The sequence below is a fragment of the Novosphingobium humi genome, from assembly GCF_028607105.1.
Taxonomy (GTDB): domain Bacteria; phylum Pseudomonadota; class Alphaproteobacteria; order Sphingomonadales; family Sphingomonadaceae; genus Novosphingobium; species Novosphingobium humi.
In genome coordinates this window covers 2,741,120-2,760,646 of record NZ_CP117417.1, presented here as the reverse complement: position 1 = coordinate 2,760,646, position 19,527 = coordinate 2,741,120, and the positions used below count along the sequence as shown (strand labels likewise).

The 19,527-nt window shown below is 63.8% G+C and carries 22 protein-coding genes; 9 read left to right on the top strand and 13 right to left on the bottom strand.

Going from position 1 to position 19,527, the window contains the following annotated elements; all coding sequences use genetic code 11:
* The first annotated feature begins 9 nt into the window (after positions 1–9).
* The 3 genes from speB to PQ457_RS13030 all read left to right on the top strand — a co-directional run bounded on the left by speB (position 10) and on the right by PQ457_RS13030 (position 3,020).
* The gene (speB, locus tag PQ457_RS13040; protein WP_273617246.1) at positions 10–1,047 is read left to right on the top strand and encodes an agmatinase; all 1,038 of its coding nucleotides are present in this window, start codon (positions 10–12) and stop codon (positions 1,045–1,047) included.
* A gap of 226 nt (positions 1,048–1,273) precedes the next feature.
* A complete protein-coding gene (locus tag PQ457_RS13035) occupies positions 1,274–1,630 on the top strand; it encodes a hypothetical protein (protein ID WP_273617245.1) in 357 nt (118 codons plus the stop codon).
* Between the two features lie 196 nt (positions 1,631–1,826).
* The gene (locus tag PQ457_RS13030; RefSeq protein ID WP_273617244.1) at positions 1,827–3,020 is read left to right on the top strand and encodes an MFS transporter; all 1,194 of its coding nucleotides are present in this window, start codon (positions 1,827–1,829) and stop codon (positions 3,018–3,020) included.
* A 36-nt stretch (positions 3,021–3,056) separates the two neighbouring features.
* Here PQ457_RS13030 and PQ457_RS13025 read toward each other — a convergent pair whose 3' ends face one another.
* Genes PQ457_RS13025 through PQ457_RS13005 form a run of 5 tightly spaced genes read right to left on the bottom strand, consistent with a single transcriptional unit; the run spans position 3,057 to position 6,570 of the window.
* Positions 3,057–3,806 carry an SDR family NAD(P)-dependent oxidoreductase gene (locus PQ457_RS13025; protein ID WP_273617243.1) on the bottom strand — a complete coding sequence of 250 codons (750 nt, stop codon included), beginning with the start codon at positions 3,804–3,806 and terminating at the stop codon, positions 3,057–3,059.
* A complete protein-coding gene (locus PQ457_RS13020; RefSeq protein WP_273617242.1) occupies positions 3,803–4,417 on the bottom strand; it encodes a GlcG/HbpS family heme-binding protein in 615 nt (204 codons plus the stop codon). Before PQ457_RS13020 ends, PQ457_RS13025 begins: the two co-directional genes overlap by 4 nt.
* The gene (locus PQ457_RS13015) at positions 4,414–4,950 is read right to left on the bottom strand and encodes a cupin domain-containing protein (RefSeq protein WP_273617241.1); all 537 of its coding nucleotides are present in this window, start codon (positions 4,948–4,950) and stop codon (positions 4,414–4,416) included. Before PQ457_RS13015 ends, PQ457_RS13020 begins: the two co-directional genes overlap by 4 nt.
* Before the next feature lie 4 nt (positions 4,951–4,954).
* Positions 4,955–5,629, bottom strand: a complete 675-nt coding sequence (locus tag PQ457_RS13010) for an EthD domain-containing protein (protein WP_273617240.1) — start codon at positions 5,627–5,629, stop codon at positions 4,955–4,957.
* Positions 5,626–6,570 (bottom strand): fumarylacetoacetate hydrolase family protein, encoded by a 945-nt coding sequence (locus tag PQ457_RS13005; RefSeq protein WP_273617239.1) that lies wholly within the window; start codon positions 6,568–6,570, stop codon positions 5,626–5,628. Before PQ457_RS13005 ends, PQ457_RS13010 begins: the two co-directional genes overlap by 4 nt.
* Positions 6,571–6,736: 166 nt before the next feature.
* Between PQ457_RS13005 and hisD the strand changes: the two genes are divergently transcribed.
* The 5 genes from hisD to PQ457_RS12980 are packed head-to-tail and all read left to right on the top strand — an operon-like array spanning position 6,737 to position 10,707.
* Positions 6,737–8,068, top strand: a complete 1,332-nt coding sequence (gene hisD, locus PQ457_RS13000; RefSeq protein WP_273617238.1) for a histidinol dehydrogenase — start codon at positions 6,737–6,739, stop codon at positions 8,066–8,068.
* The gene (locus PQ457_RS12995) at positions 8,065–8,832 is read left to right on the top strand and encodes an SDR family NAD(P)-dependent oxidoreductase (protein ID WP_273617237.1); all 768 of its coding nucleotides are present in this window, start codon (positions 8,065–8,067) and stop codon (positions 8,830–8,832) included. The genes hisD and PQ457_RS12995 overlap by 4 nt, the downstream gene beginning before the upstream one ends.
* 11 nt (positions 8,833–8,843) lie before the next feature.
* Positions 8,844–9,995 (top strand): alpha/beta hydrolase, encoded by a 1,152-nt coding sequence (locus PQ457_RS12990; RefSeq protein ID WP_273617236.1) that lies wholly within the window; start codon positions 8,844–8,846, stop codon positions 9,993–9,995.
* Positions 9,995–10,399 carry a VOC family protein gene (locus PQ457_RS12985; RefSeq protein ID WP_273617235.1) on the top strand — a complete coding sequence of 135 codons (405 nt, stop codon included), beginning with the start codon at positions 9,995–9,997 and terminating at the stop codon, positions 10,397–10,399. Before PQ457_RS12990 ends, PQ457_RS12985 begins: the two co-directional genes overlap by 1 nt.
* A complete protein-coding gene (locus tag PQ457_RS12980; RefSeq protein ID WP_273617234.1) occupies positions 10,399–10,707 on the top strand; it encodes a putative quinol monooxygenase in 309 nt (102 codons plus the stop codon). The genes PQ457_RS12985 and PQ457_RS12980 overlap by 1 nt, the downstream gene beginning before the upstream one ends.
* Before the next feature lie 245 nt (positions 10,708–10,952).
* Here PQ457_RS12980 and PQ457_RS12975 read toward each other — a convergent pair whose 3' ends face one another.
* The 6 genes from PQ457_RS12975 to PQ457_RS12950 all read right to left on the bottom strand — a co-directional run bounded on the left by PQ457_RS12975 (position 10,953) and on the right by PQ457_RS12950 (position 17,052).
* Positions 10,953–12,023 carry a VOC family protein gene (locus tag PQ457_RS12975; protein ID WP_273617233.1) on the bottom strand — a complete coding sequence of 357 codons (1,071 nt, stop codon included), beginning with the start codon at positions 12,021–12,023 and terminating at the stop codon, positions 10,953–10,955.
* A gap of 123 nt (positions 12,024–12,146) precedes the next feature.
* Positions 12,147–13,262, bottom strand: coding sequence for an FAD-dependent monooxygenase (locus PQ457_RS12970; protein ID WP_273617232.1), 1,116 nt, complete (start codon positions 13,260–13,262; stop codon positions 12,147–12,149).
* Between the two features lie 13 nt (positions 13,263–13,275).
* Positions 13,276–14,301 (bottom strand): VOC family protein, encoded by a 1,026-nt coding sequence (locus PQ457_RS12965; RefSeq protein ID WP_273617231.1) that lies wholly within the window; start codon positions 14,299–14,301, stop codon positions 13,276–13,278.
* Between the two features lie 131 nt (positions 14,302–14,432).
* Positions 14,433–14,660 carry a hypothetical protein gene (locus PQ457_RS12960; RefSeq protein WP_253951203.1) on the bottom strand — a complete coding sequence of 76 codons (228 nt, stop codon included), beginning with the start codon at positions 14,658–14,660 and terminating at the stop codon, positions 14,433–14,435.
* The gene (locus tag PQ457_RS12955; protein ID WP_273617230.1) at positions 14,660–16,243 is read right to left on the bottom strand and encodes a phytoene desaturase family protein; all 1,584 of its coding nucleotides are present in this window, start codon (positions 16,241–16,243) and stop codon (positions 14,660–14,662) included. Before PQ457_RS12955 ends, PQ457_RS12960 begins: the two co-directional genes overlap by 1 nt.
* Positions 16,240–17,052: an SDR family NAD(P)-dependent oxidoreductase gene (locus PQ457_RS12950; protein ID WP_273617229.1), complete on the bottom strand. Its 813-nt coding sequence runs from the start codon at positions 17,050–17,052 to the stop codon at positions 16,240–16,242. The genes PQ457_RS12955 and PQ457_RS12950 overlap by 4 nt, the downstream gene beginning before the upstream one ends.
* A 134-nt stretch (positions 17,053–17,186) precedes the next feature.
* Between PQ457_RS12950 and PQ457_RS12945 the strand changes: the two genes are divergently transcribed.
* Positions 17,187–17,588, top strand: a complete 402-nt coding sequence (locus PQ457_RS12945; protein ID WP_273617228.1) for a winged helix-turn-helix transcriptional regulator — start codon at positions 17,187–17,189, stop codon at positions 17,586–17,588.
* Here PQ457_RS12945 and PQ457_RS12940 read toward each other — a convergent pair.
* Positions 17,585–18,592 carry a LysR family transcriptional regulator gene (locus tag PQ457_RS12940; protein ID WP_273617227.1) on the bottom strand — a complete coding sequence of 336 codons (1,008 nt, stop codon included), beginning with the start codon at positions 18,590–18,592 and terminating at the stop codon, positions 17,585–17,587. The two genes, PQ457_RS12945 and PQ457_RS12940, sit on opposite strands and share 4 nt — an antisense overlap.
* An 11-nt stretch (positions 18,593–18,603) precedes the next feature.
* Entirely contained in the window at positions 18,604–19,524 is a 921-nt protein-coding gene (locus PQ457_RS12935; protein WP_273617226.1) for an NAD-dependent epimerase/dehydratase family protein, read from the bottom strand.
* Between the last annotated feature and the right edge of the window lie 3 nt (positions 19,525–19,527).

The following is a 19,527-nucleotide window of genomic DNA, read 5'->3' as shown; positions in this document are numbered from 1 at the left end:
GGGTGAACCATGATGCCGCTCGATCTGGATGAATTGCGCCGATTATACGCGGGGGCCGGCGGCGCCGATATGCATGACCCCCATTTCCGCGAAGTGGCCGGGCTGAATTTCAAGGATGGCGACAAACGCCAATGGCCCTTTGCCAATCCGGCCACGCTGCTGGGCGCGCCCTATATGGCGGGCGGGCTGAATTACGAATTGCTGCGCGGGCTGGATGTGGCGCTGATCGGGGTGCCGATGGATCTGGGCGTGACCAACCGGCCCGGCGCGCGCTATGGCCCGCGCGCCTTGCGGGGCGTGGACCGGATCGGGCCTTATGAACATGCCTTGCGCATCGCGCCGATGAACATGCTGCGCGTGGCCGATCTGGGCGATGTGCCGATGAACAGCCGCTATGATCTGGCCGGATGCCATGCCGATATCGAGGCGGCCTATCGCATGATCGCGCGCACGCGGGCGGTGCCGCTGTCGGTGGGGGGCGATCATTCGATCACCGGCTCGATCATGAAGGGGCTGGCCGAGCGCAGCGGGCCGATGGGGCTGGTCCAGATCGACGCCCATTGCGACACCGGCGGCATTTATGAAGGCACCCGCTTTCACCACAGCGCGCCCTTTCGCGAGGCGGTGCTGGCGGGCGTGCTGGACCCGCGCCGCTGTGTCCAGATCGGCATTCGCGGGGGGGCGGCCTATCTCTGGGAATTTTCCCATGCCAGCGGGATGACCGTGATCCATGCCGAGGAGGTGCAGCAACGCGGCATCGACTGGGTGATCGCCAAGGCGCGCGAAGTGGTGGGCGACGGGCCGACCTACGTCAGCTTTGATGTGGACGCGCTCGACCCGGCCTTTGCGCCGGGCACCGGCACGCCCGAGGTGGGCGGCCTTTCCACGCGTGAGGCCATTGCGATCCTGCGCGGGATGGCGGGCATCGACATCATCGGCGGCGATGTGGTCGAGGTGGCGCCCGAATATGACCCCGGCACGATCACCGCGCAGGCCGGGGCGCAGATGCTGTTTCAACTGCTCTGTCTGGTGGCGCTGCGCATATGACGGGGGCGGGCGGCGGCGCCTTGTCCGCCGCCCGGTGGCCAACACCATCGCCGGGCCAAGGTTGATCCCGCCCGCCGAATGGACCCATGGTTACAGAACCCGCCATATTTCTCATTCCATGGCCATGGCGCTGTGGATTAAGCAGCGTATGGCGTAAGTCTTTCCTGCCATGACCGCGGGGAGGGCAACGCACACCCTCCCGGTTTTTTGCCGAGATATTGCTGCCATGATCCATGCCTGCCCCCCGCTGTCCTCCCACGCTGTCGGCCTGATCGGGCGTGGCATAAGCGCCAGCCGCTCGCCCGCGATCCACGAGGCCGAGGCGCGGGCGCTGGGCATGCCGTTGACCTATCGCCTGTTCGATTTCGACATGATGGGCTGGGGGGATGAGGATCTGGGGCGGGCGGTGCGCCTGATGCGCGATGTCGGCTATTCGGGGGCCAATGTGACCTTTCCCTTCAAACAGCAGGTGATCGAGCATTGCGATGAATTGGGCGATGAGGCCCGCTGCTGGGCGGCTGGGCGCTGGGTCAGCATTGGCCGCTGGTGGCGATCTTTGCGCTGTTCTGCGGCCCGCTGCTGATTGCCGCGCTCTCGACCGCCGGGGTCGGCAAGGACGTGTGATCCTATTCACGTCATGGATAGCTGCCCATCGGCGGATTGAAATAGAAGCCTCGTGCCAAAGCGCCTAATCAAGGGACAAGAGAAAATAGGCCCCAAAATCCGAGGCCGCGCATCGGGAGAAGACGCAGGTGACAGGCCACCATCAGCCAGGTTTCATGACAGGCCTATCGCTGCTGATCCCGATAACGCTCTCCACCATGGCGATCGTGCTGCTGGCACCGATCCTGCCGGGATTGCTGAACGAGTTTTCCGGTATTCCGGCGCATGAATATTGGGTGCCGATGATCCTGACGGTGCCGGCGCTGTGTGTGGCGATCTTTTCGCCGGTGGCGGGGATGCTGGGCGACTGGTTCGGGCGGCGGCGCCTGCTGATCTGGGCATTGGTGGCCTATGGGCTGGTGGGCATCGCGCCGGTCTTCCTGACCGATCTGACCGCGATCATCATCAGCCGCATCGGCGTCGGGCTGGCCGAGGCGCTGATCATGGTGCTGACCACGACGATGATCGGCGATTATTTCAAAGGTGCCGCGCGCGACAAATGGCTGGCGGGGCAAACGGCTTTCGCCTCGATGTCGGCGTTGCTGTTTTTCAACATCGGCGGGCAATTGGGCCGCTTTGGCTGGCGCGCGCCTTTTTGGGTCTATGGCTGCGCGCTGGTCATGCTGGCGCTGGTGCTGATCTTCACCTGGGAACCGTCCGAGGCCGACGCCGAGGAAGAGGCCGATCACGCTCCGCATCATGGCGCTTGGGGCGGGTTCCCGTGGAGCCGGATGGCCGGGATCATCGCCATCACCATCTATGGCTCGGTCCTGTTCTACACGGTCCAGATTCAGGCCGGGCGGGGTATTGCCCTGCTGGGCGTGAGCGATCCGGGCCGGATCGGCTTCCTGACCTCGGTGGCCAGCCTTGGCGTGCCGATCGGCACTTTTGTCTATTCGCGGATCGGGCGGGCGCGGGTGGCGCATCTGCTGCTGGGCGAGTTTGCCTTTCTCACGGTCGGCTTCCTGCTGATGGGCCGGGCCGGATCGACCACGCCGTTCCTGATCGGCTGTTTCATCAACCAGCTTGGCGCGGGTGTGCTGCTGCCCACCTTGCTGGTCTGGGCGATGGACGGGCTGCCCTTTGACATCCGCGCGCGCGCGGCGGGCCTGTGGACGGGGGCCTTTTCCATCGGGCAATTCCTGTGCCCCGTGGTGGTCACGCTGGCGAGCAGCCACGCGGGCGGGCTGATGGGCGCGTTCAGCGTGCTGTCCGGCGCGGCGGGGCTGGGGGCGCTGGGCGCTTTTGCCGGTTCGCTGCGCAAGGGGCAGGCGTTGGGCGCGGTCCGCAAGGTGGCGCTCCATGGCTGATCGTCTGGCCGGCAAGGTGGCCATGGCCCGCGCTGATCAGCTTCCGTCGGTAATCAGCGTTCCGCCATCGACCACCAGATTATGCCCCGTGACAAACCCGCCCGCCGCGCTGGCCAGAAACACCGCCGCGCCCGCCACTTCCTCGGGCGTTCCGGGGCGGCGCAGCGGGGTCATGCCCATGCGCCGCGTCATGAAGGCTTCGTTGGCCAGCAGGGGCGCGGACAGTTCGGTGGCGATGAAACCGGGCGAAATCGCATTGGCCCGCACCCCATGCGGCCCCCATTCCACCGCCAGATTGCGCGCCAGTTGCGCCACGCCCGCCTTGGCCAGCGCATAGGCATTGATCGCCCCATTGCCGCGAAGGCCCGACAGGCTGGCGATCAGCACCGCATTGCCGTCCCGCGCCCGCAGATGCGGAAAGGCCAGATTGCACAGCACCACCTGAGAACGCAGGTTGATGGCCATCACGCGGGCATAATCCTCCATGTCGATGGCGGCAAAGGGGCCGGGCCGCCCGGTGATCCCGGCATTGCACACGACAATGTCGAGGCCCCCCAGCGCCGACACCGCGCCATCGACCAGCGCGCCCAGCGCCGCATCATCGGTGACATCGCAGGCGATGCCCAGCGCGCCCATCTCCGACGCCGCGCGGGTGGTGTCGGCTTCGTCCTCGCTGGAGATCACCACGCGCGCGCCGGCCTCCATCATCGCGCGGGCAATGGCGCGGCCGATCCCGCGTGTGGAGCCGGTGATGATGGCCACCTTGCCGGTCAGATCGAACATCATAGCTTCAACCCCGCTGCAGCGCAGACTTCATCCTGATGGCCCACCGGTATGCCTGCCGCGCCGCTGACGGCAATGGCGCCGATGATGCGGCCATCGGCCCGGATCGGCACCGCGCCGCCTTCGACAAACATCGCGGGCGTCACCTTGGCTTTGAGCGCGGGATTGCGGCGCAGCGCCTCATGGGCCTCGCCGCTGGTTTGGCCAAAGGCCAGCGCGACCGCCGCCTTGCGCATGGCGACAAACACATGGCTGCCATCCGCGCCATCGGCGGTCAGCAGCGCGCGCGCCTCGCCCGCGCTGTCGACCACCGCCACGCCCACGCGAAAACCACGCCGGGCGCAATCGTCCAGTGCCGTCTGCGCCATGCGCGTGGCCTGTTTCAGGCCGGGCGCGGGCGCGGTGCTTTCGGGCGGATCGCCGGGCGCAGGCAGATGCGTGCCGGGCGGCAGGGGCGGTGGATCGAGCGGCAGTTCGCCTCCATCGGTCAGCATCGCAAAGGGCGGCAACCGATCCCCCGGCAGGGCGCGCGGCCCGGCCGGGATTTCGTGGAAAGGCATGGCCACCGCTGCGCCCGCGATCAGCAGTGCGACCGCCCCCGGCGCATATTTCACTCGCCCATTTCCCCATAGGCGGGATCTACCTGCTCGGGCTTGGCCTCGTCCAGCGGCACGCCATTGTGCTTATACGCGGGCGCTTCGATCAGGATGAAAGCGATGCGGCAGACAGAATCGGTGGTGTTGCGCCACAGGTGATTGGTGCCGCGCTGGACGATGATACCGCCCTCGCGGATGGTCTTTTTGCGGCCATCGTCCAGTTCCAGTTCGATCTCGCCCTTGAGCACGATGCCGTAATCGATGCTGTTGGTGCGGTGAAACGGGCTTTCCTTGCCGGGCAGCATGTCGGTGATGCGGATCACGCTGCCGCGCTCCAGCGTCAGGCCGGTGGGCAGGTCGCGCCCGTCGCGCTCGTCGTTCAGGTCGGCCGGAACGGTTTCGGTGGTCCAGATGGTGAGGAAACTGGCATCGCCGCTGGGGATCATTTTGGTCGCAGTCACATCTTCGGACTTGAAGACGGCGCGGCCGTTTTCATCGTGGCCGGTGACCACGCGCTGGATCGGCGGCAGGCCGGAATCGGACATTTCCATGGTTTCAATCCTTTTGACTGGAAACAAAAATCCTGGGGCTGGTGATCAGCAGCGAGGCCGGAGCATCGGCAAAATAGGTCTGCGCTGCAGCGCTCAGGGCATCGGCCAGATCGGCGGGAATGGCGCCGCGCAGCGACACTTCATCGAACAATTCCGCAGGAGCCGGGCCTTCCAATGTACGGGCAATGGTGTTGATGCGCCATGCCGCAATCGGTCCGTCCACGCCCTGCGCGATAAGGATGGGGGCCAGTGCTTCGGCCCAACCTTGCGCATCCTGCGCATCGGCGCCGTGGCGAAAGATGAAGAGCTTGCGCGCAACATTTTCCGGCCCGGCAAGAACGGTGGTTTCGGAAACCAGCATAGCCAGCGACCCTACCGGATCGCGGAAATTGTCCTCGTCCGGCCCGACGATCTGCGCATAGGCGGGCGAGGCCTTGGAAGCGATCATATCCTCGATCCGGGCGAAACGGATGATGGTCAGCGCATCGCGATCCGCCAGAGTTTCGCCCAGCGTTGAGGGCTCATCATGCACATAGTGATGGACATAGCCGGCAAACATGCCGCTGACCTCGCCATGGGCCATGACCAGCGGGCCATGGGAATGGGCCAGATAGGCCTGCAACCCTTCGCGGTTCAGACCCGCGCGCGTGCGGGGCAGGATGGCCAGCTTGATGCTCACGCGCGCACCACCTTCTGCTCCAGCACGCCAAAGGGCGCGCGTCCGTCGGGCAATTGCGCCTCCATGCGCACGCTGTCGCCATAGGTCATGAATTCGGTGCGGGGCGCGCCGGTATCCACGATCTCGATCCCGCGCCGCTCGGCGATACAGGAAGAGCCGACCTCGCGGAAATTCTCGTTCGACACGGTGCCCGAACCTATCACCGTACCCGCCACCAGATGGCGCGTGCGCGCGCCATGGGCGACCAGATCGTCGAAACCATAGGCCATCGGTTCGCCATGGGCATGGCCGAATTGCGCGCCGTTCCATTGCACGTTCAAATGCAGCGCGGGGCGGGAATTGCGCCAATATTCGCCCAACTCATCGGGCGTGACGGCAAAGGGGGCCATGCCGCAGGGGGGCTTGGCCTGAATCCAGCCAAAGCCGGTTTTCATCTCCGGCCCGGCCAGTTTGCGCAGCGACCAGTCGTTGATCTGGACGATCAGCGCGATGTAATCGCCCGCCTTGGCGGCGGAGGTTCCCATGGGGACGGCCTTGGTGATGATCCCGAACTCGCCCTCGAAATCAATGCCCAGCGCCTCATCGGCCATCGGCACTTCGGCGCGCGGGGCATGGAACGTGTCCGACACGCCCTGATACATCAGCGGCGCATCGGGCTTTTCCGGTTCGACGCCCAAAACCTTGTCCATCAACGCGCCATGGCTGGGATAGACCGAGCCGTCGAGCCATTGCCATGCGCGCGGCAGGGGGGCGAGCAGTTGATCCAAATCGAGGCTTTCGGGAAAATCGGTGATCGCGGCCAGCAGGGGCGCGGCATGGTCCCAATCCTCCAGCGCGGCCTGCATCGTTTCCACCGGCGCGGGCGCGTAATGCGCCCCATCGGGCGAAACCACGATCAGCCGCCCGTCCCTTGTGCCATTGTTCAGCGTTGCCAGACGCATCGCCTGTGTCTCCCGTAACTTATCATCTGGTAGAGGACTAGCCCGCGCGGGCGCGAGGCGGCAACGGCATTTGGTCGATAGCAAACCATCGATAACATGCGATGGTCGGGTGGCGGGGCGCGTGCCAGATGACAGCCAAACAGCCTTTTATGGGGAGATTTTTGGCATGGCCATCTGGCTGAAGCGCGGCGCGGCTGCGGAAGAGAAGGCGCAGGCGGATCGCAAGGTGCGTGATATTGTCGAGGCGGCGCTGGGCGATATCGAGAAGCGCGGCGATGATGCGGTGCGCGAGATGAGCATCAGGTTCGACGGCTGGGACCGCGAGGATTACCGTCTGTCGCAGGCCGAGATCGACGCGGCGGTCGAGAGTCTTTCGCCCCAGGAGCGCAAGGACATCGAATTTGCGCAGGCGCAGGTGAAGAATTTCGCCCGGATCCAGCGCGCCAGCATGACGGACGTTGAGGTGGAAACCATGCCCGGCGTGGTGCTGGGGCACAAGAATCTGCCGGTGAATGCGGCGGGTTGCTATGTGCCGGGCGGCAAATATCCGCTGCTGGCCAGCGCGCATATGTCGGTCATCACCGCCAAGGTGGCGGGCGTGCCGCGCGTCATCACCTGCGCCCCGCCGTTTCAGGGCAAGCCCGCGCGGGCGATTGTGGCCGCGCAGGCGCTGGCGGGCGCCGATGCGATCTATGCGCTGGGCGGCATTCAGGCGATCGGCGCGATGGCGATCGGCACGCAGACGATCGATCCGGTTGATATTCTCGTCGGCCCCGGCAATGCCTTTGTGGCCGAGGCCAAGCGGCAGTTGTTTGGCCGGGTGGGCATCGACCTCTTCGCCGGTCCGACCGAAACGCTGATCATTGCCGACGAGATTGGCTGCGACCCGGAAATGGCCGCGACCGATATTCTGGGTCAGGTCGAGCATGGGCCGGACAGCCCCGGCGTGCTGCTGACCAATTCCGAAGCCTTTGCCCGCGCGACGATGAAGGAAATCGAGCGCCTGCTGGAAATCCTGCCCACCGCCGACCATGCCCGCAAGGCGTGGGAGACGTTTGGCGAGGTGATCGTGGCGGAAAGCTATGAGGAAATGGTCCGCATCGCCGATGATATTGCGTCCGAGCATGTGCAGGTGATGACGCAGGACCCCGATTACTTCCTGAAAAACATGACCAATTACGGTGCGATCTTCCTTGGCAATCGCACCAATGTGTCCTTCGGCGACAAGGTGATCGGTACCAACCACACGCTGCCGACCAGAAAATCGGCGCGCTACACGGGCGGGTTGTGGGTCGGCAAGTTCCTGAAAACCTGCACCTATCAGCGCGTGACCAGTGATGATGCATCGGCGCTGATCGGCGAATATTGCAGCCGGTTGTGCGCGCTTGAAGGCTTTGCGGGCCATGGCGAGCAGGCCAACATCCGCGTTCGCCGCTTTGGCCACCGCGATGTGCCCTATGCCGGGCAGGCCACGCCCAGCGAACTGACGAAAGCATGAGCGAGTTGCCGCAAACGCCGAGCTTTGCGCTGGATGGTCGGCGGGCGCTGGTGACGGGGGCGGGGCGGGGCATTGGCCTTGCCGCCGCTGCCGCGCTGGCGCAGGCGGGCGCGCAGGTGACGCTGGCCGCGCGGACGGGGGCCGAGATCGATGCGGGCGCCGCCGCGATCCGCGAGGGCGGCGGTTTGGCCGAGGCGGCGGTGCTGGATGTTTCGGACATGCGCGCGGTGGAGGCTTTCTTTGGCCAGCGTCCGGCGTTTCACGTGCTGGTCAACAATGCCGGGACCAACCGGCCCAAGGCGCTGTGGGAGGTGACGCCGGAGGATTATGACGCCGTGCTCGACCTCAATGTGAAGTCGGCGTTTTTTGTCGCGCAGCATGCGGTCAAGGCAATGCTGCGCGATGGGGTGGTGGGATCGCTGATCCATATGGGTTCGCAGATGGGCCATGTCGGCGGGCCGCGCCGCTCGCTCTACTGCGCATCCAAATGGGCGATCGAGGGTATGAACAAAGCCTTCGCCCTCGATCTTGCGCCCCACGGCATCCGCAGCAACACCATCGCGCCCACCTTCATCGAAACCCCGATGACGCGGCCCTTTTTCGAGGACAAAGCCTTCCTCGAGAGCGTGCTGGCCAAGATCAAGCTGGGCCGTCTGGGGCAGGTCGAAGACCTCATGGGGCCGGTGCTGTTTCTGGCCTCCGATGCTTCCGCCCTCATCACCGGAACCAGCCTGATCGTCGATGGCGGGTGGACCGCGGATTAAAGGATAAGCAAATGTTTGAACCCTTTCCCGGAAATTACGTGTGGAATCTGGCCACCAATCTGGCGCTGGTCTGCGGCGGCAACCATGGCGAGATCGATGAGGCCTGCCGCCCGGTGCGTGAGGCCGCGAAGGCCGGGGCCGATGCAGGTTCTGCGCTGCTGTTCGACAGTTGGATCGCGGTGGCAGAGCAGGTGGCCAGGAATGCCGATGATGATCTGGCCAATGGCTACGCGCTCTCGGCGGGCACCAAATATCTGCGCGCCTCGGGTTATTATCTGGCGGCAGAGCGGATGCAGAGCCGCGATTACGCGCCGCGCTGGGCGGCCTATGATCGCGGGCTGGAACTGTACCACAAGGGTTCGCAATTGCGGGGCCTTCATGTGGACAAGGTCGAGATCCCCTATGAGGGCAGCAGCTATACCGCGATATTCGTCCATGACGGATCAGGCACGCCGCGCCCCACGCTGGTGTCGGTCAATGGCCTCGATTCCATGAAGGAACAGGTCAATATGGCCGGGCACGGCGCCTCGAACCTCGAGCGCGGCATGAACACCCTGTTCCTCGACCAGCCCGGCACCGGCGAGGCGATCCGCAAGCGTAATCTACCCGCCGTCTATGATGCCGAGCGCTGGGGTTCGCCCGCCTTCGATTATCTGCTGACGCGCAGCGATGTGATGCACAGCAAGATCGGCATCTTCGGCCTGTCCTTCGGCGGCTATCACGCGCCGCGTATTGCCGCCAATGATCCGCGCTATGCCCTGTGCGCGGTGATGGGCGCCAACCACGTCTGGGGCGAGCGCCAGCGCCAGCGTGTGGCCAATGAGGGCGAAAACCCGGTGCCGCATTACTGGGACCATGTGCTCTGGGTCTTCGGCATGGATGACCGCGAGGCCTTCCTCGATTATGCCGACCAGATCACGCTCAACGGGCAGGTCGAGAAGATCCGCGTGCCTTTCCTCATCACCCATGGTGAGAATGACCGCCAGATCCCGGCCTTCAACGCGCATCTCTCCTATGATCAGGCGGTGAACAGCCCCAAGCGGACCTTGCGCATGTTCACCAAGGCCGATTTCGAGGTCGAGCATTGCGGCGCCGACAATGGCACCGGGATGCGCGATTACATTGCGGATTGGTGCGCGCAGACCTTTGCGGAGATGGCTTGATGGCCGAATTTACCTTCCACCACGGGGGCGTTTCGGTGCCCTCGTTGCAGGAGGCGATTGACTGGTACGGCTGCGTGCTGGGCTTTGAGGTGGAAAAGCGGTTTTATATTGAGGCCGCCAAAAGCCACACCGCCATGCTCCGCAAAGGCCCCCTGCGCTTCGAGATCTTCGAGGTGGAGGGCGCGGCGCCTCTGCCCGAGGATCGCCGCCATCCGCCCGCCGATCTGCGCACCCATGGCAACAAGCATGTGGCCTTTCGCGTGGCGGATCTGGAAAAGTTCCTGAGCGAAATGGAGCAAAAACAGGTCGATGTCGCCTTTGTCGTGCGCGAAAACTTTGGCAAAGGATGTTTTATCCGCGACTGTGCGGGCAATCTGATCGAATTTGTCGAGGAGCCTGACTGATGACTTTCGAAATCGCCCGCATCACCATCGACCCGGCCCGCGCCGCCGACTTCGAAGCCGCCGTGGCCCAGGCCGAGCCGCATTTCCGCGCCGATCCGGGCTGCACCGGCTTTGCCCTGCAGCGCGTGGTCGAGGAGCCGGGCGTCTATCACCTGCTCGTCGGCTGGGTGTCGGTCGAGGCCCATACCGTCGATTTCCGCGCGACCGAGAATTTTGCCAGGTGGCGCGCTCTGGCCGGGCCGTTTTTCGTTGAGCCGCCCAAGGTGGTGCATGTGGAGACGGTGATTGGGGAGGTGGGGGTCAAGTAAGGGAGTTTGCCTCCGGCGGGCAAAGGGCGGGGGCCCTTTGCAATCCCGTTAATGAAAGCGCCTCGTTTGCAAGCGGGGCGCTTTTTATATGGGAAAGCCTGCGGCGCGGCGAAGTAGCGTAAAAGGCGCCGCAGGCTTTATCATTCAAACATCGCGTCCGACACAAAACGCCGAACCCATAACGCAAACGCAGACAGTAACGGGAGCGCGAGGGACGAGTCCCTCGCATCTAAACCCCTTACTTCTTAAATCCCATGCTCATCCTCTTCGGTAATCTCGGCCAAGGCTCCCTCAACCGCTTGCTTGCCCGGAGCCGCCTTGCGATAGGGTTCAAAACTGCGCCGATCGGCATCGAACTGCATATCCCAGGGAATGTCCGGCCCGCGGAAGATCGGCGGGGCATTATTGGCCCAGAGCAGCGAGCCGAAACGGAAATCCCAAGCGCGCGGCACCCAATTGTCGTCGAGATAGTCGGTGTCGGCGTGATATTCGGCCTCGCCGCCCTTGCCGGGGATATCGCAGTAGTAATAGATCGCGGAGGAAATCCGGTGGCGCGAGATGCCGCCTGACGAGTTCATGCTCTCGTTCTTCCAGCCCTTTTCGGCCATCAGGTTGGCGCCCAGCATGACTTCGTCAATGTCGTCCATGCCAAAGGCGATATGCATGAATTTGAAATTGTCGGGGGCAAAGGGCAGGTCGCAGTTCACCCAGAAGATGGAGTGATGCTCGAACGTGCCGCCCGCGCGCGAAAAGATGCCCACGCCGCGCGAGTGATCGACATATCTGAACCCCATGTGGCGTTCGTAAAATTCAAACGACCCCACATAATCGGGCGAGAAGAACACCACATGGTTGATCGTCTTGGGGATCGCCTTGTGGCGCCAGATGCGATGCTGGTTGAAACGCGGATAGGAGGTGGGCGTGTTGACCGGGCTGGCCTCGGATTTGAACGAACGCTTGGCCCAGACGCGGATGGCGATGGGCTGGCCATCGGGGCACACGCAATGGATGGTGCCGTCATCATCGCGCGTGACCGGCACTTCGCGTGCCAGACTGGCGGCGATCTTTTCAAGGTTTTCGGCCGTATCGACGCCCCACACCGTTTCCTTGACCCCATTGCCGGGGAAGGGATCGGGGCTGGGCAGGCGCGCATCGCCATGGGGCAACAGGATCACCCGGCTGCCCGAGGCAAGGCGGAACACCGCTTCGGTGTCGGTGACGCTCTCGACGGGCAGGCCGAAATCACTCCAGAATCTTGCGTGCTGCGTCAGATCATCGACGCCGAACAGGACGGATTCAACGCCAAGAACGCTCATAGACTCATGCTCATACAAATCTCCCCAAAGTTTGCGCCCTTATGATGGGGCGCAACCTTGGGGAGAAACGCATTGCATCGGATCGGTGCTATCGGCGCCGCCGAAGGGTCAGACCGGCCCCTGTCAAACCGGCTCTGCCAGTTTCCTGCGGATGCGCGCGGTCACTTCCACCGGATCGCCCGCGCTTTCGGGGTGCATTTCCCATTCGCCCAACTGGATCGAGGATGTGCCGACCAGCTTGGCCCGTTCAAACCGCCGCTCCATAAAGGCGCGCAGGGCTTCGGGGATGGCCCGTTCGCCCAGTTCCTGCGCCAGCACCACCGCATCCTCGACCGCCATGGCCGCGCCCTGGCCCAGATGGGGCGTGGCCGAATGGGCGGCGTCGCCAATCAGCACCACCCGGCCCTTGTACCACGGATCGGGCATGATGCAGGCCTCCAGCGGGCGATAGACCACCAGCGCGGGATCGGTGATCGCCTTGGCCGCCTGCCCCAGAATGCCGCCGTAACCGGCAAGGCGGGCGCGCATTGCATCGGCCAGAGTTTCAGGGGCAAAGCGCGGATTGCCCTTTTCCTCGACCACGGCGAAAATATACATTTCGTCGGGTGTTAGCGGGCAATAACCGGCTTTGCCATTGAAATCATTGGATGAACCCAGATAGATGTCGCTCCATTCGAGGCCTTCGGGGCGCGGCACATTGTAGCGCCACACGCCTTGGCCGGTGAATTGCGGGGTGGCTTCGGGCCAGAGCGCCTTGCGCACCGCCGAATAATTGCCGTCCGCGCCCACGACCAGATCATAGGAGCCGGAGGTGCCATCGGAAAAGCCCAGTTCCACATGGTCGCCATAATCCTCCATCGCGGTGAAGGTGACGCCCAGACGCACCGGAATGCCCAGTTCCTTGACCTTGTCGGTCAGCACCTTGTGCAGCGCGGGGCGCGTCAGGCCAAGATCGGAGGGCAGGCCATCGACCGCCGTATCGCCGGGCAATTCGGCAATCGTGTTGCCGTTGACATCGACAAAGCGCGCCCCGCGATAGGCATAGCCCGCCGCCACCGCCGCATCGCCCACGCCCAGCGCGTTGAGGGCGCGCACGAAATTGGCCTGAACGATGATGCCCACGTGATAGACTTTCCAGTCCTTGTCGCGCTCGACCACTTCGCAGGCCACGCCGCGCTGATGCAGGCCGATGGCCAAGGCAAGGCCCGCCACCCCGCCGCCGATGATGCAAATCGTCATGATCGTCTCTCCCTTATTCAGCCGCTTGGGCAAGCATCGGTTTCGGATCGGCGGGCAGATAGCGAAGCTGATCTTCGCGGGCATAGGCCACGTCCCAGACCGGCTCTTCCTGCAGCCAGTGGGGCAGGTCGTGCATATAGATAAGCGTGCCAAAGGCCCCGTCCCACACGCGCACCTTCCAACTGTCGTCCACGCAATCGCAATCGGCGCCATATTCCATGTCGCCGCCCAGTTCGGGCACGGCCAGATACAGAAACGCCGCGCTGGTCAACCGGTGGCGACCAAGACCCCATCCGCCCGCAAAGCTGTAGCCCAGACGGTCGAGGTGGTTCTTGCCCACCATGATCTCGTCAATGTCCTCGCATTCGAAATTGGCGTGGTGGAATTTCAGCGTGCCGTCGAAACCGGGCATCCGCGCATGGGCATTGGCCAGAAAGATATTGTGATGCTCATAGGCCCCATCGGCGCGCATATAGACGCCAAAGCCTTTTTGCACATCGGTCAGGCGGAAGCCGAGGCGGTCGCGGTAGTATTCCATCGCCTCCTGCACATCGGGGAAGGTCCAGACGGTGTGGTGAATGCGTTTCGGCACCGCGCGGGCCAGCCATTTGCGCGGCTGGTTGAGGCGACCCACAGTGCCGGGCGTGTTGCTGGGGCTGGGTGCGCCGTGGACGGTGCGGGGTTGCCAGACCTGCAATCCGATGGCCTGACCAAAGGGGGTGATGAAATGGGTGACGCCTTCTGCGTCCACGCTCAGCTCGTGATCGCGCGACAGGTCGGCGGTCAGGCGCGCCATGGCCTCGGCGCTGTCCACGCTCCAGATGCATTCGTGGACGCCGATGCCGGTCTGTGCGCCGCCCTTGGGCAGATCACCATGCCCGCGCAGCAGCAGGCGGACCTGCGCGCCGTTCATGGTTTCGAACCTTGCGCTGGTGGCGTCCTGTTCGAGGGGCCGCAGCCCGTAATCGGTGAAAAACCGGCTGGTGGTGGAAAGATCCTCCACCAGAAACACCAGCCGACGAATGCCTGTGATCGCCATCTCGCGCATCTCCCTTTGCGTTGCGGTGCCAAGGATGATGCGCGAGGGGCGTGGGTTTCTTGATCTGGCTCAATCCGGTTTTATGGATTGAATTGGATTCACCTATTGATGAAATCGAATTATCTCTGGTTTTACTTGCGAAACAGCAGGGTAATCAGAAACCAGATGGTTTTGGCATCCAGCAGCTTTAAACCCGCGCGCGCCTGCTCCGGCGTCAGTTTGGCCACCATCGGCATCGCGCCAAAGATCTTGCCGCGGATGACCAGATCATTGCCGTCGCGCTCGATCCGGCGCACAGCCATCAGTTCCTTATTGCTGGCGTCCAAAACCTTCATCGAAGGCGCTTTTTTCTCAGCCATCAGATCGGCCCTCCGCAGACCTTGTCATAGTCCAGACCCAAATCGTCCATCATCTGGATCGCCGTGGCGCGCCCGGCGCCAAACACGCCCCCGCCCGGATGCATGAAGGGGCCGACCAGATAGAGCCCATCAACCCCCGGCACGCGGAACGATCCCAGATCGGGCGTGGGGCGATGGGCCACCGATTGATACATGAAGGGCGCGCAGCCGTGGATGTCGCCCTTGATAAAGCTGGCCGGGCTGTCGCGTTCATGGTCGATGGGGGATCGGATCAGGCGGCCGGTGATGTTGTCGTCCGTCAGGTTTGAATAGAACTTGCGATATTGCGCCAGCGCGCGGTCGGCAAATTCCTCCTTGCGCGTGTCCCATGATCCGGGGCCGTCGGGATAGAGGTTGTAGGGCGCGAAATTGACGCCATAGAACACGCCCGCCCCTTCCGGCGCGCGGCTGGGGTCAAAGATCGTGTTGTCGCCGCCCGCGATCAGGCGGTGCGAAACCTCGCCCCGGCGCAGCTTGTCATATTCGAGCAGCATGTCGCGGATGGTGTAGAAATCCATCAGCTCGGTCATCATGGCGTTGGTTTCATTGCCGACCTTCAGCTTCAAACGCTCTTTCAGCGTCAAGTGCATCAGGTTGATCGAGAAGGTCGATTGCGTGACCCGCTCGGCGCGCTGCAGGACCGGTTCCGGCGTTTCGCCCACGAATTTGCGCAGCACATGCGGGTGGATCGCACCGATCACGCCATCCTTGGCCATGAAAGTCTCGCCGGTGGTCAGTTCAAGCCCTGCCGCCTTGCCGCCGCTGACGATCACGCGCGAGACCTCGGCATTGCAGCGTACCTCGCCGCCGAAATGCTCGATGGCGCGGACCAAGGCTTTCGACAATTGCCCCGACCCGCCCTTGGGCATCGAGCAGCCATAGGTATGGATGATCCCCGGCATCAGGAACGCGCCCATGCCGGTGCCCAGTTCATCGGGCATTTGCAGATTTTCGGTCACCATCCGCACGATGTGGAGCTTCAAGAGATCGCTCTCGAAATATTGCTCCACCACATCCAGCGCAGATCGGCTCATCACGTCGAGCAGGAAGCGGCCCTCGTCGGACTGGTCCATCATCGCCACAAAGGCGCCCATGGGGAAGGGCGGCGCATAAAGCCCGCTCATGAACATCGGGATCGCGTCCATGCTGGCGCGGGCGAATTTGCGATAAGCCTCGGCGTCCTTCGGGCTGAAAGCGGCGATTTCCTCGCAGGTGCGGTCCAGATCCTTCCACGAACGGACAATGGTCCCGTCCTCCCAGATCGAGGCATGGGGCAGGTCGGGATAGATATATTCGAGGCCGAATTTCGACAGCAGCCCCAGCTCGTCCTCGCGCAGCATCGGATTGCCCTGGATCATGATATGCACATTGGAATGCTCATCATGCCAATAGCCGGGCTGGATCAGTTCGCGGGTGGACACGCCGCCGCCGAAATGCGCTTTGCGCTCCAGCACCAGCACGCGTTTTCCGGCCTTGGCCATATAGGCCGCCGCGGTCAGGCCATTATGGCCGCCGCCCATCACGACGATGTCATAGTGGCTCATTGGCCCATCCCTTCGAAAAAGCTGCGAAAACCGCCAAGGCCGGGGACGTGGGACGTGCCGCCGCCGTCGCATTCGACGGTGTGGCCGGTGATGTTGCGCGCCGCGTCGGAGGCAAGGAAGGCCACCGCCTCGGCAATGTCCTGCGGATCGCCCAATTGGTCGCGCAGGGTTTCATCCTCGACCACCTGACGCAAGGCGGGAGGAAAGGCTTGGCTGAGCGCGGGCGTCATGGTCATGCCCGGCGCCACGGCGTTGCATCGGATGCCCGCGCGGCCATGGCTTGCGGCAATCGCGCGGGTCATCTGGATGATCGCGGCCTTGCTGCTGGAATAGGCGGCCTGAATCATATGGCCTTGCAGGGCAAGGCTGCTGACCGTGTTGACGATATTGCCTTTCGTCTCGCGCAGATGGGGCAGCGCCGTGCGGCAGGCAATCATAGTGCCGCGCACATTGACGCGATAGGTCCGGTCCCAAAGGGCGGTCGCCATATGTTCGATATCGCCGTCGGCTTGCGCAATATCGGGGCCGAGCAGGGCGGCATTGTTGTGCAGAATATCCAGCCGCCCGAAATGGGCCACCGTTTGCGCCACCATCGCCTCGATGCTGGCCTCATCCTCCAGGTCGAGATGCAGTGCCAAGGCATCGGGAATATCGGCGGCCACCGCCTGCGCGCGTTCAAAGGCGATGTCGGCAATCACCACCTTTGCCCCGCGCAGGGTCATCAATTGGGCTGTCGCCGCGCCAATCCCGCCCGCGCCGCCGGTGATGATGGCGATCCTGCCGTCCAGCCTGATGGCATCATGGGCCATGGGCTTTTTCTCCCTCTTGTTTATCCTGTCGGATGCTGGTGTTACTGAGCCAGGAGCAAAGCGGAAGAAGGCACTTTTTTGTGCCCACGGCGGGACAGGAAAACGTGGCATTACCCGATGATCTGGAAGCCGGCATGGCAAGATTGGCGGCCGAAATGGCGCGCTATGGCCATGACCGCGAGGCCCCCGTGCGCGAGGTCATGGCGCGGCTGGGCGATCGCTGGACCACGCTGGTGCTGATTGTTCTGGCGATGGGCGAATGGCGCCATGCGGATCTGCGCAGGGCGCTGGTGCGATTGTCCTCGGAACAGGCGATTTCGCAGCGCGTGCTGACGCTGAAACTGCGCAATCTTGAGCGCGACGGCTTTGTGCTGCGCACGGCCACCGACCATGTGCCGCCGCGCGTATCCTATAGTCTGACCCCGCTGGGGCGCGAACTGGCGGCGCAGGCGCGCCATCTGATCGATTGGGTCAATGCCCAATCCGAGGCGATCCGTATCGCGCGCGCCGGTTTTGACGCGCGCGAAGGGGATTAAGACTTCTCGCCCCGCATATTGGGGTGGTTATGCTGAAACTGCACGGCGATCTCGTCGCGCCTGGCCTCGGCGATCGGGACGACGTTGCTGATGTCGCCCCGCTCCTCCTGCGCCATCGCGGCCAGCCTTTCGACCACCCAGCGCAGCGCGCGGTCATTGTTGTTGGTGATATGCCACTGGATCGCCTCGCGGATCGGCGGAATGTCAAACGGCACCTCGCGCAGGGTCAGGGGCAGCACCTTGACCATTTGTGAGGCAAGGCGGCGGTGCATCGTGGCGATCCGCCTTGTGCCCAGCACCAGCGAGGTCTGCGACAGGAAGGTGGGGGCCACCACCTCGATCCGCCGCTGCGTTTTCTGCCGCCGCACGAACCAGTCGTCGAAGGCGGGCGTGCGGCTCTTGCCGAAACGGGCGGTGACATGGCCCAGCGAGAAATATTTCTCGCGCGTCATCTCGCCTTCCATGGCCGGATTGGCGGCATCGCCCACCACGACATAATCGTCCTCGAACAGCACCTGGCTGGGATGGTCCGAACTGATCGCATAGTCGATGGTCAGCAGCAGGTCGATCTGGCCGCGTTCGAGCGTGTCGATCGGGCTGTCGCCCATCGGTTGGATTTCAAAGCGCATGTGGGGCGCCTCGGCCTCGATCATCGCCAGCGCGCCCGCCAGCAAAACCTGCGTCGAATAATCCGAGGCCATGAAGCGGATCTGGCGATCACAGGTGGCCGGATCGAATTCGGGCGCGATGGCGATGGTGCTGCGGATCTGGTCCAGCACCGCGCGCACCGGCTCGATCAGTTCCTCGGCCCGCGCGGTCAGCACCATCGAGCGGCCTTTGACCACCAGCAGTTCATCGCCGAAATAATCGCGCAGACGGCCCAGCGCCGAAGACGTGGCAGATTGCGACAGGCACAGCCGGTCCGCCGCCAGACTCACGCTCTTTTCCGCCAGCAGCACGTCCAATGCCACCAGCAGGTTGAGGTCCAGTCGCTGGAACCGCATCTTCCCTCTCCTTAATCCAGCGTCTTGAGCGCGCTGGCGACCAGAGTAGCAAGATCGCCATCATGCGCAAAGCCCGCCTTTTCCGCCGCCGCCGTGGTCAGCGGCGGTTGCGCGGCAAAGCCCGCTTCGAGCGCCGCATCGGGCGCATAGCGCACCAGATCGGCCGAGACGCCGCATTGCGCCGCGATTTCGGCGGTCAGATCGCCCATCGTGATCCTCTGCGCGGGCAGGGTGACGGCATAGGTGGGCGGCAAAAGCGCGGTGTCGAGGTAAAGCGCATGGATGAAATTATCCGCGCAGCGCGCCACCGATTGCGCCCAGATCGTGCCTTCCGCCGAAACGGGGCAGGTAAATTCCTCACCCGATTTCAGCGCATGGAACAGGTTCGACATAAAGGCGCTCTTCATGCCGCTCGGCCCCTTGGGGCGGGCCAGAATGCCGGGCAGGCGCACGGTCACGCCCTCGATTCCGCCGCGATTGGTGAACAGGGCGACGGCATGTTCCATCATCGCCTTATGCGCGCCATAGATCATCCTGGGGCTGAGCGGCGTTGCATCATCGACAAAACCGGGCAGCGGATCGCCATAGACGGCAATCGAGCTGGCATAGACGAAGCGTGGCTTGTTGCCCGCCGCGCTGGCCTCCAGCAACAGGTCATACATGGCGTCAATGTTGATCCGGCGCGAGGCGGCAGGATCGGCCTCGGCCGCGCCGCCCGGCACTGTGGCCAGATGGATCACCGAGGAAACCCCGCCCGACAGCGCCTCGGCGCGCACATCGGCATCGCCCAGATCGCCTGCAACAACACGCGCCCCGGCGGGAATGCCGCCCGCCGCCGTATCCATGGCCACCACCTCGCGGCCCTGCGCCAAGAGGCGCGAAACGATCTGGCGGCCGACAAAACCCCCGGCTCCGGTGACGATAACTGGCATCAG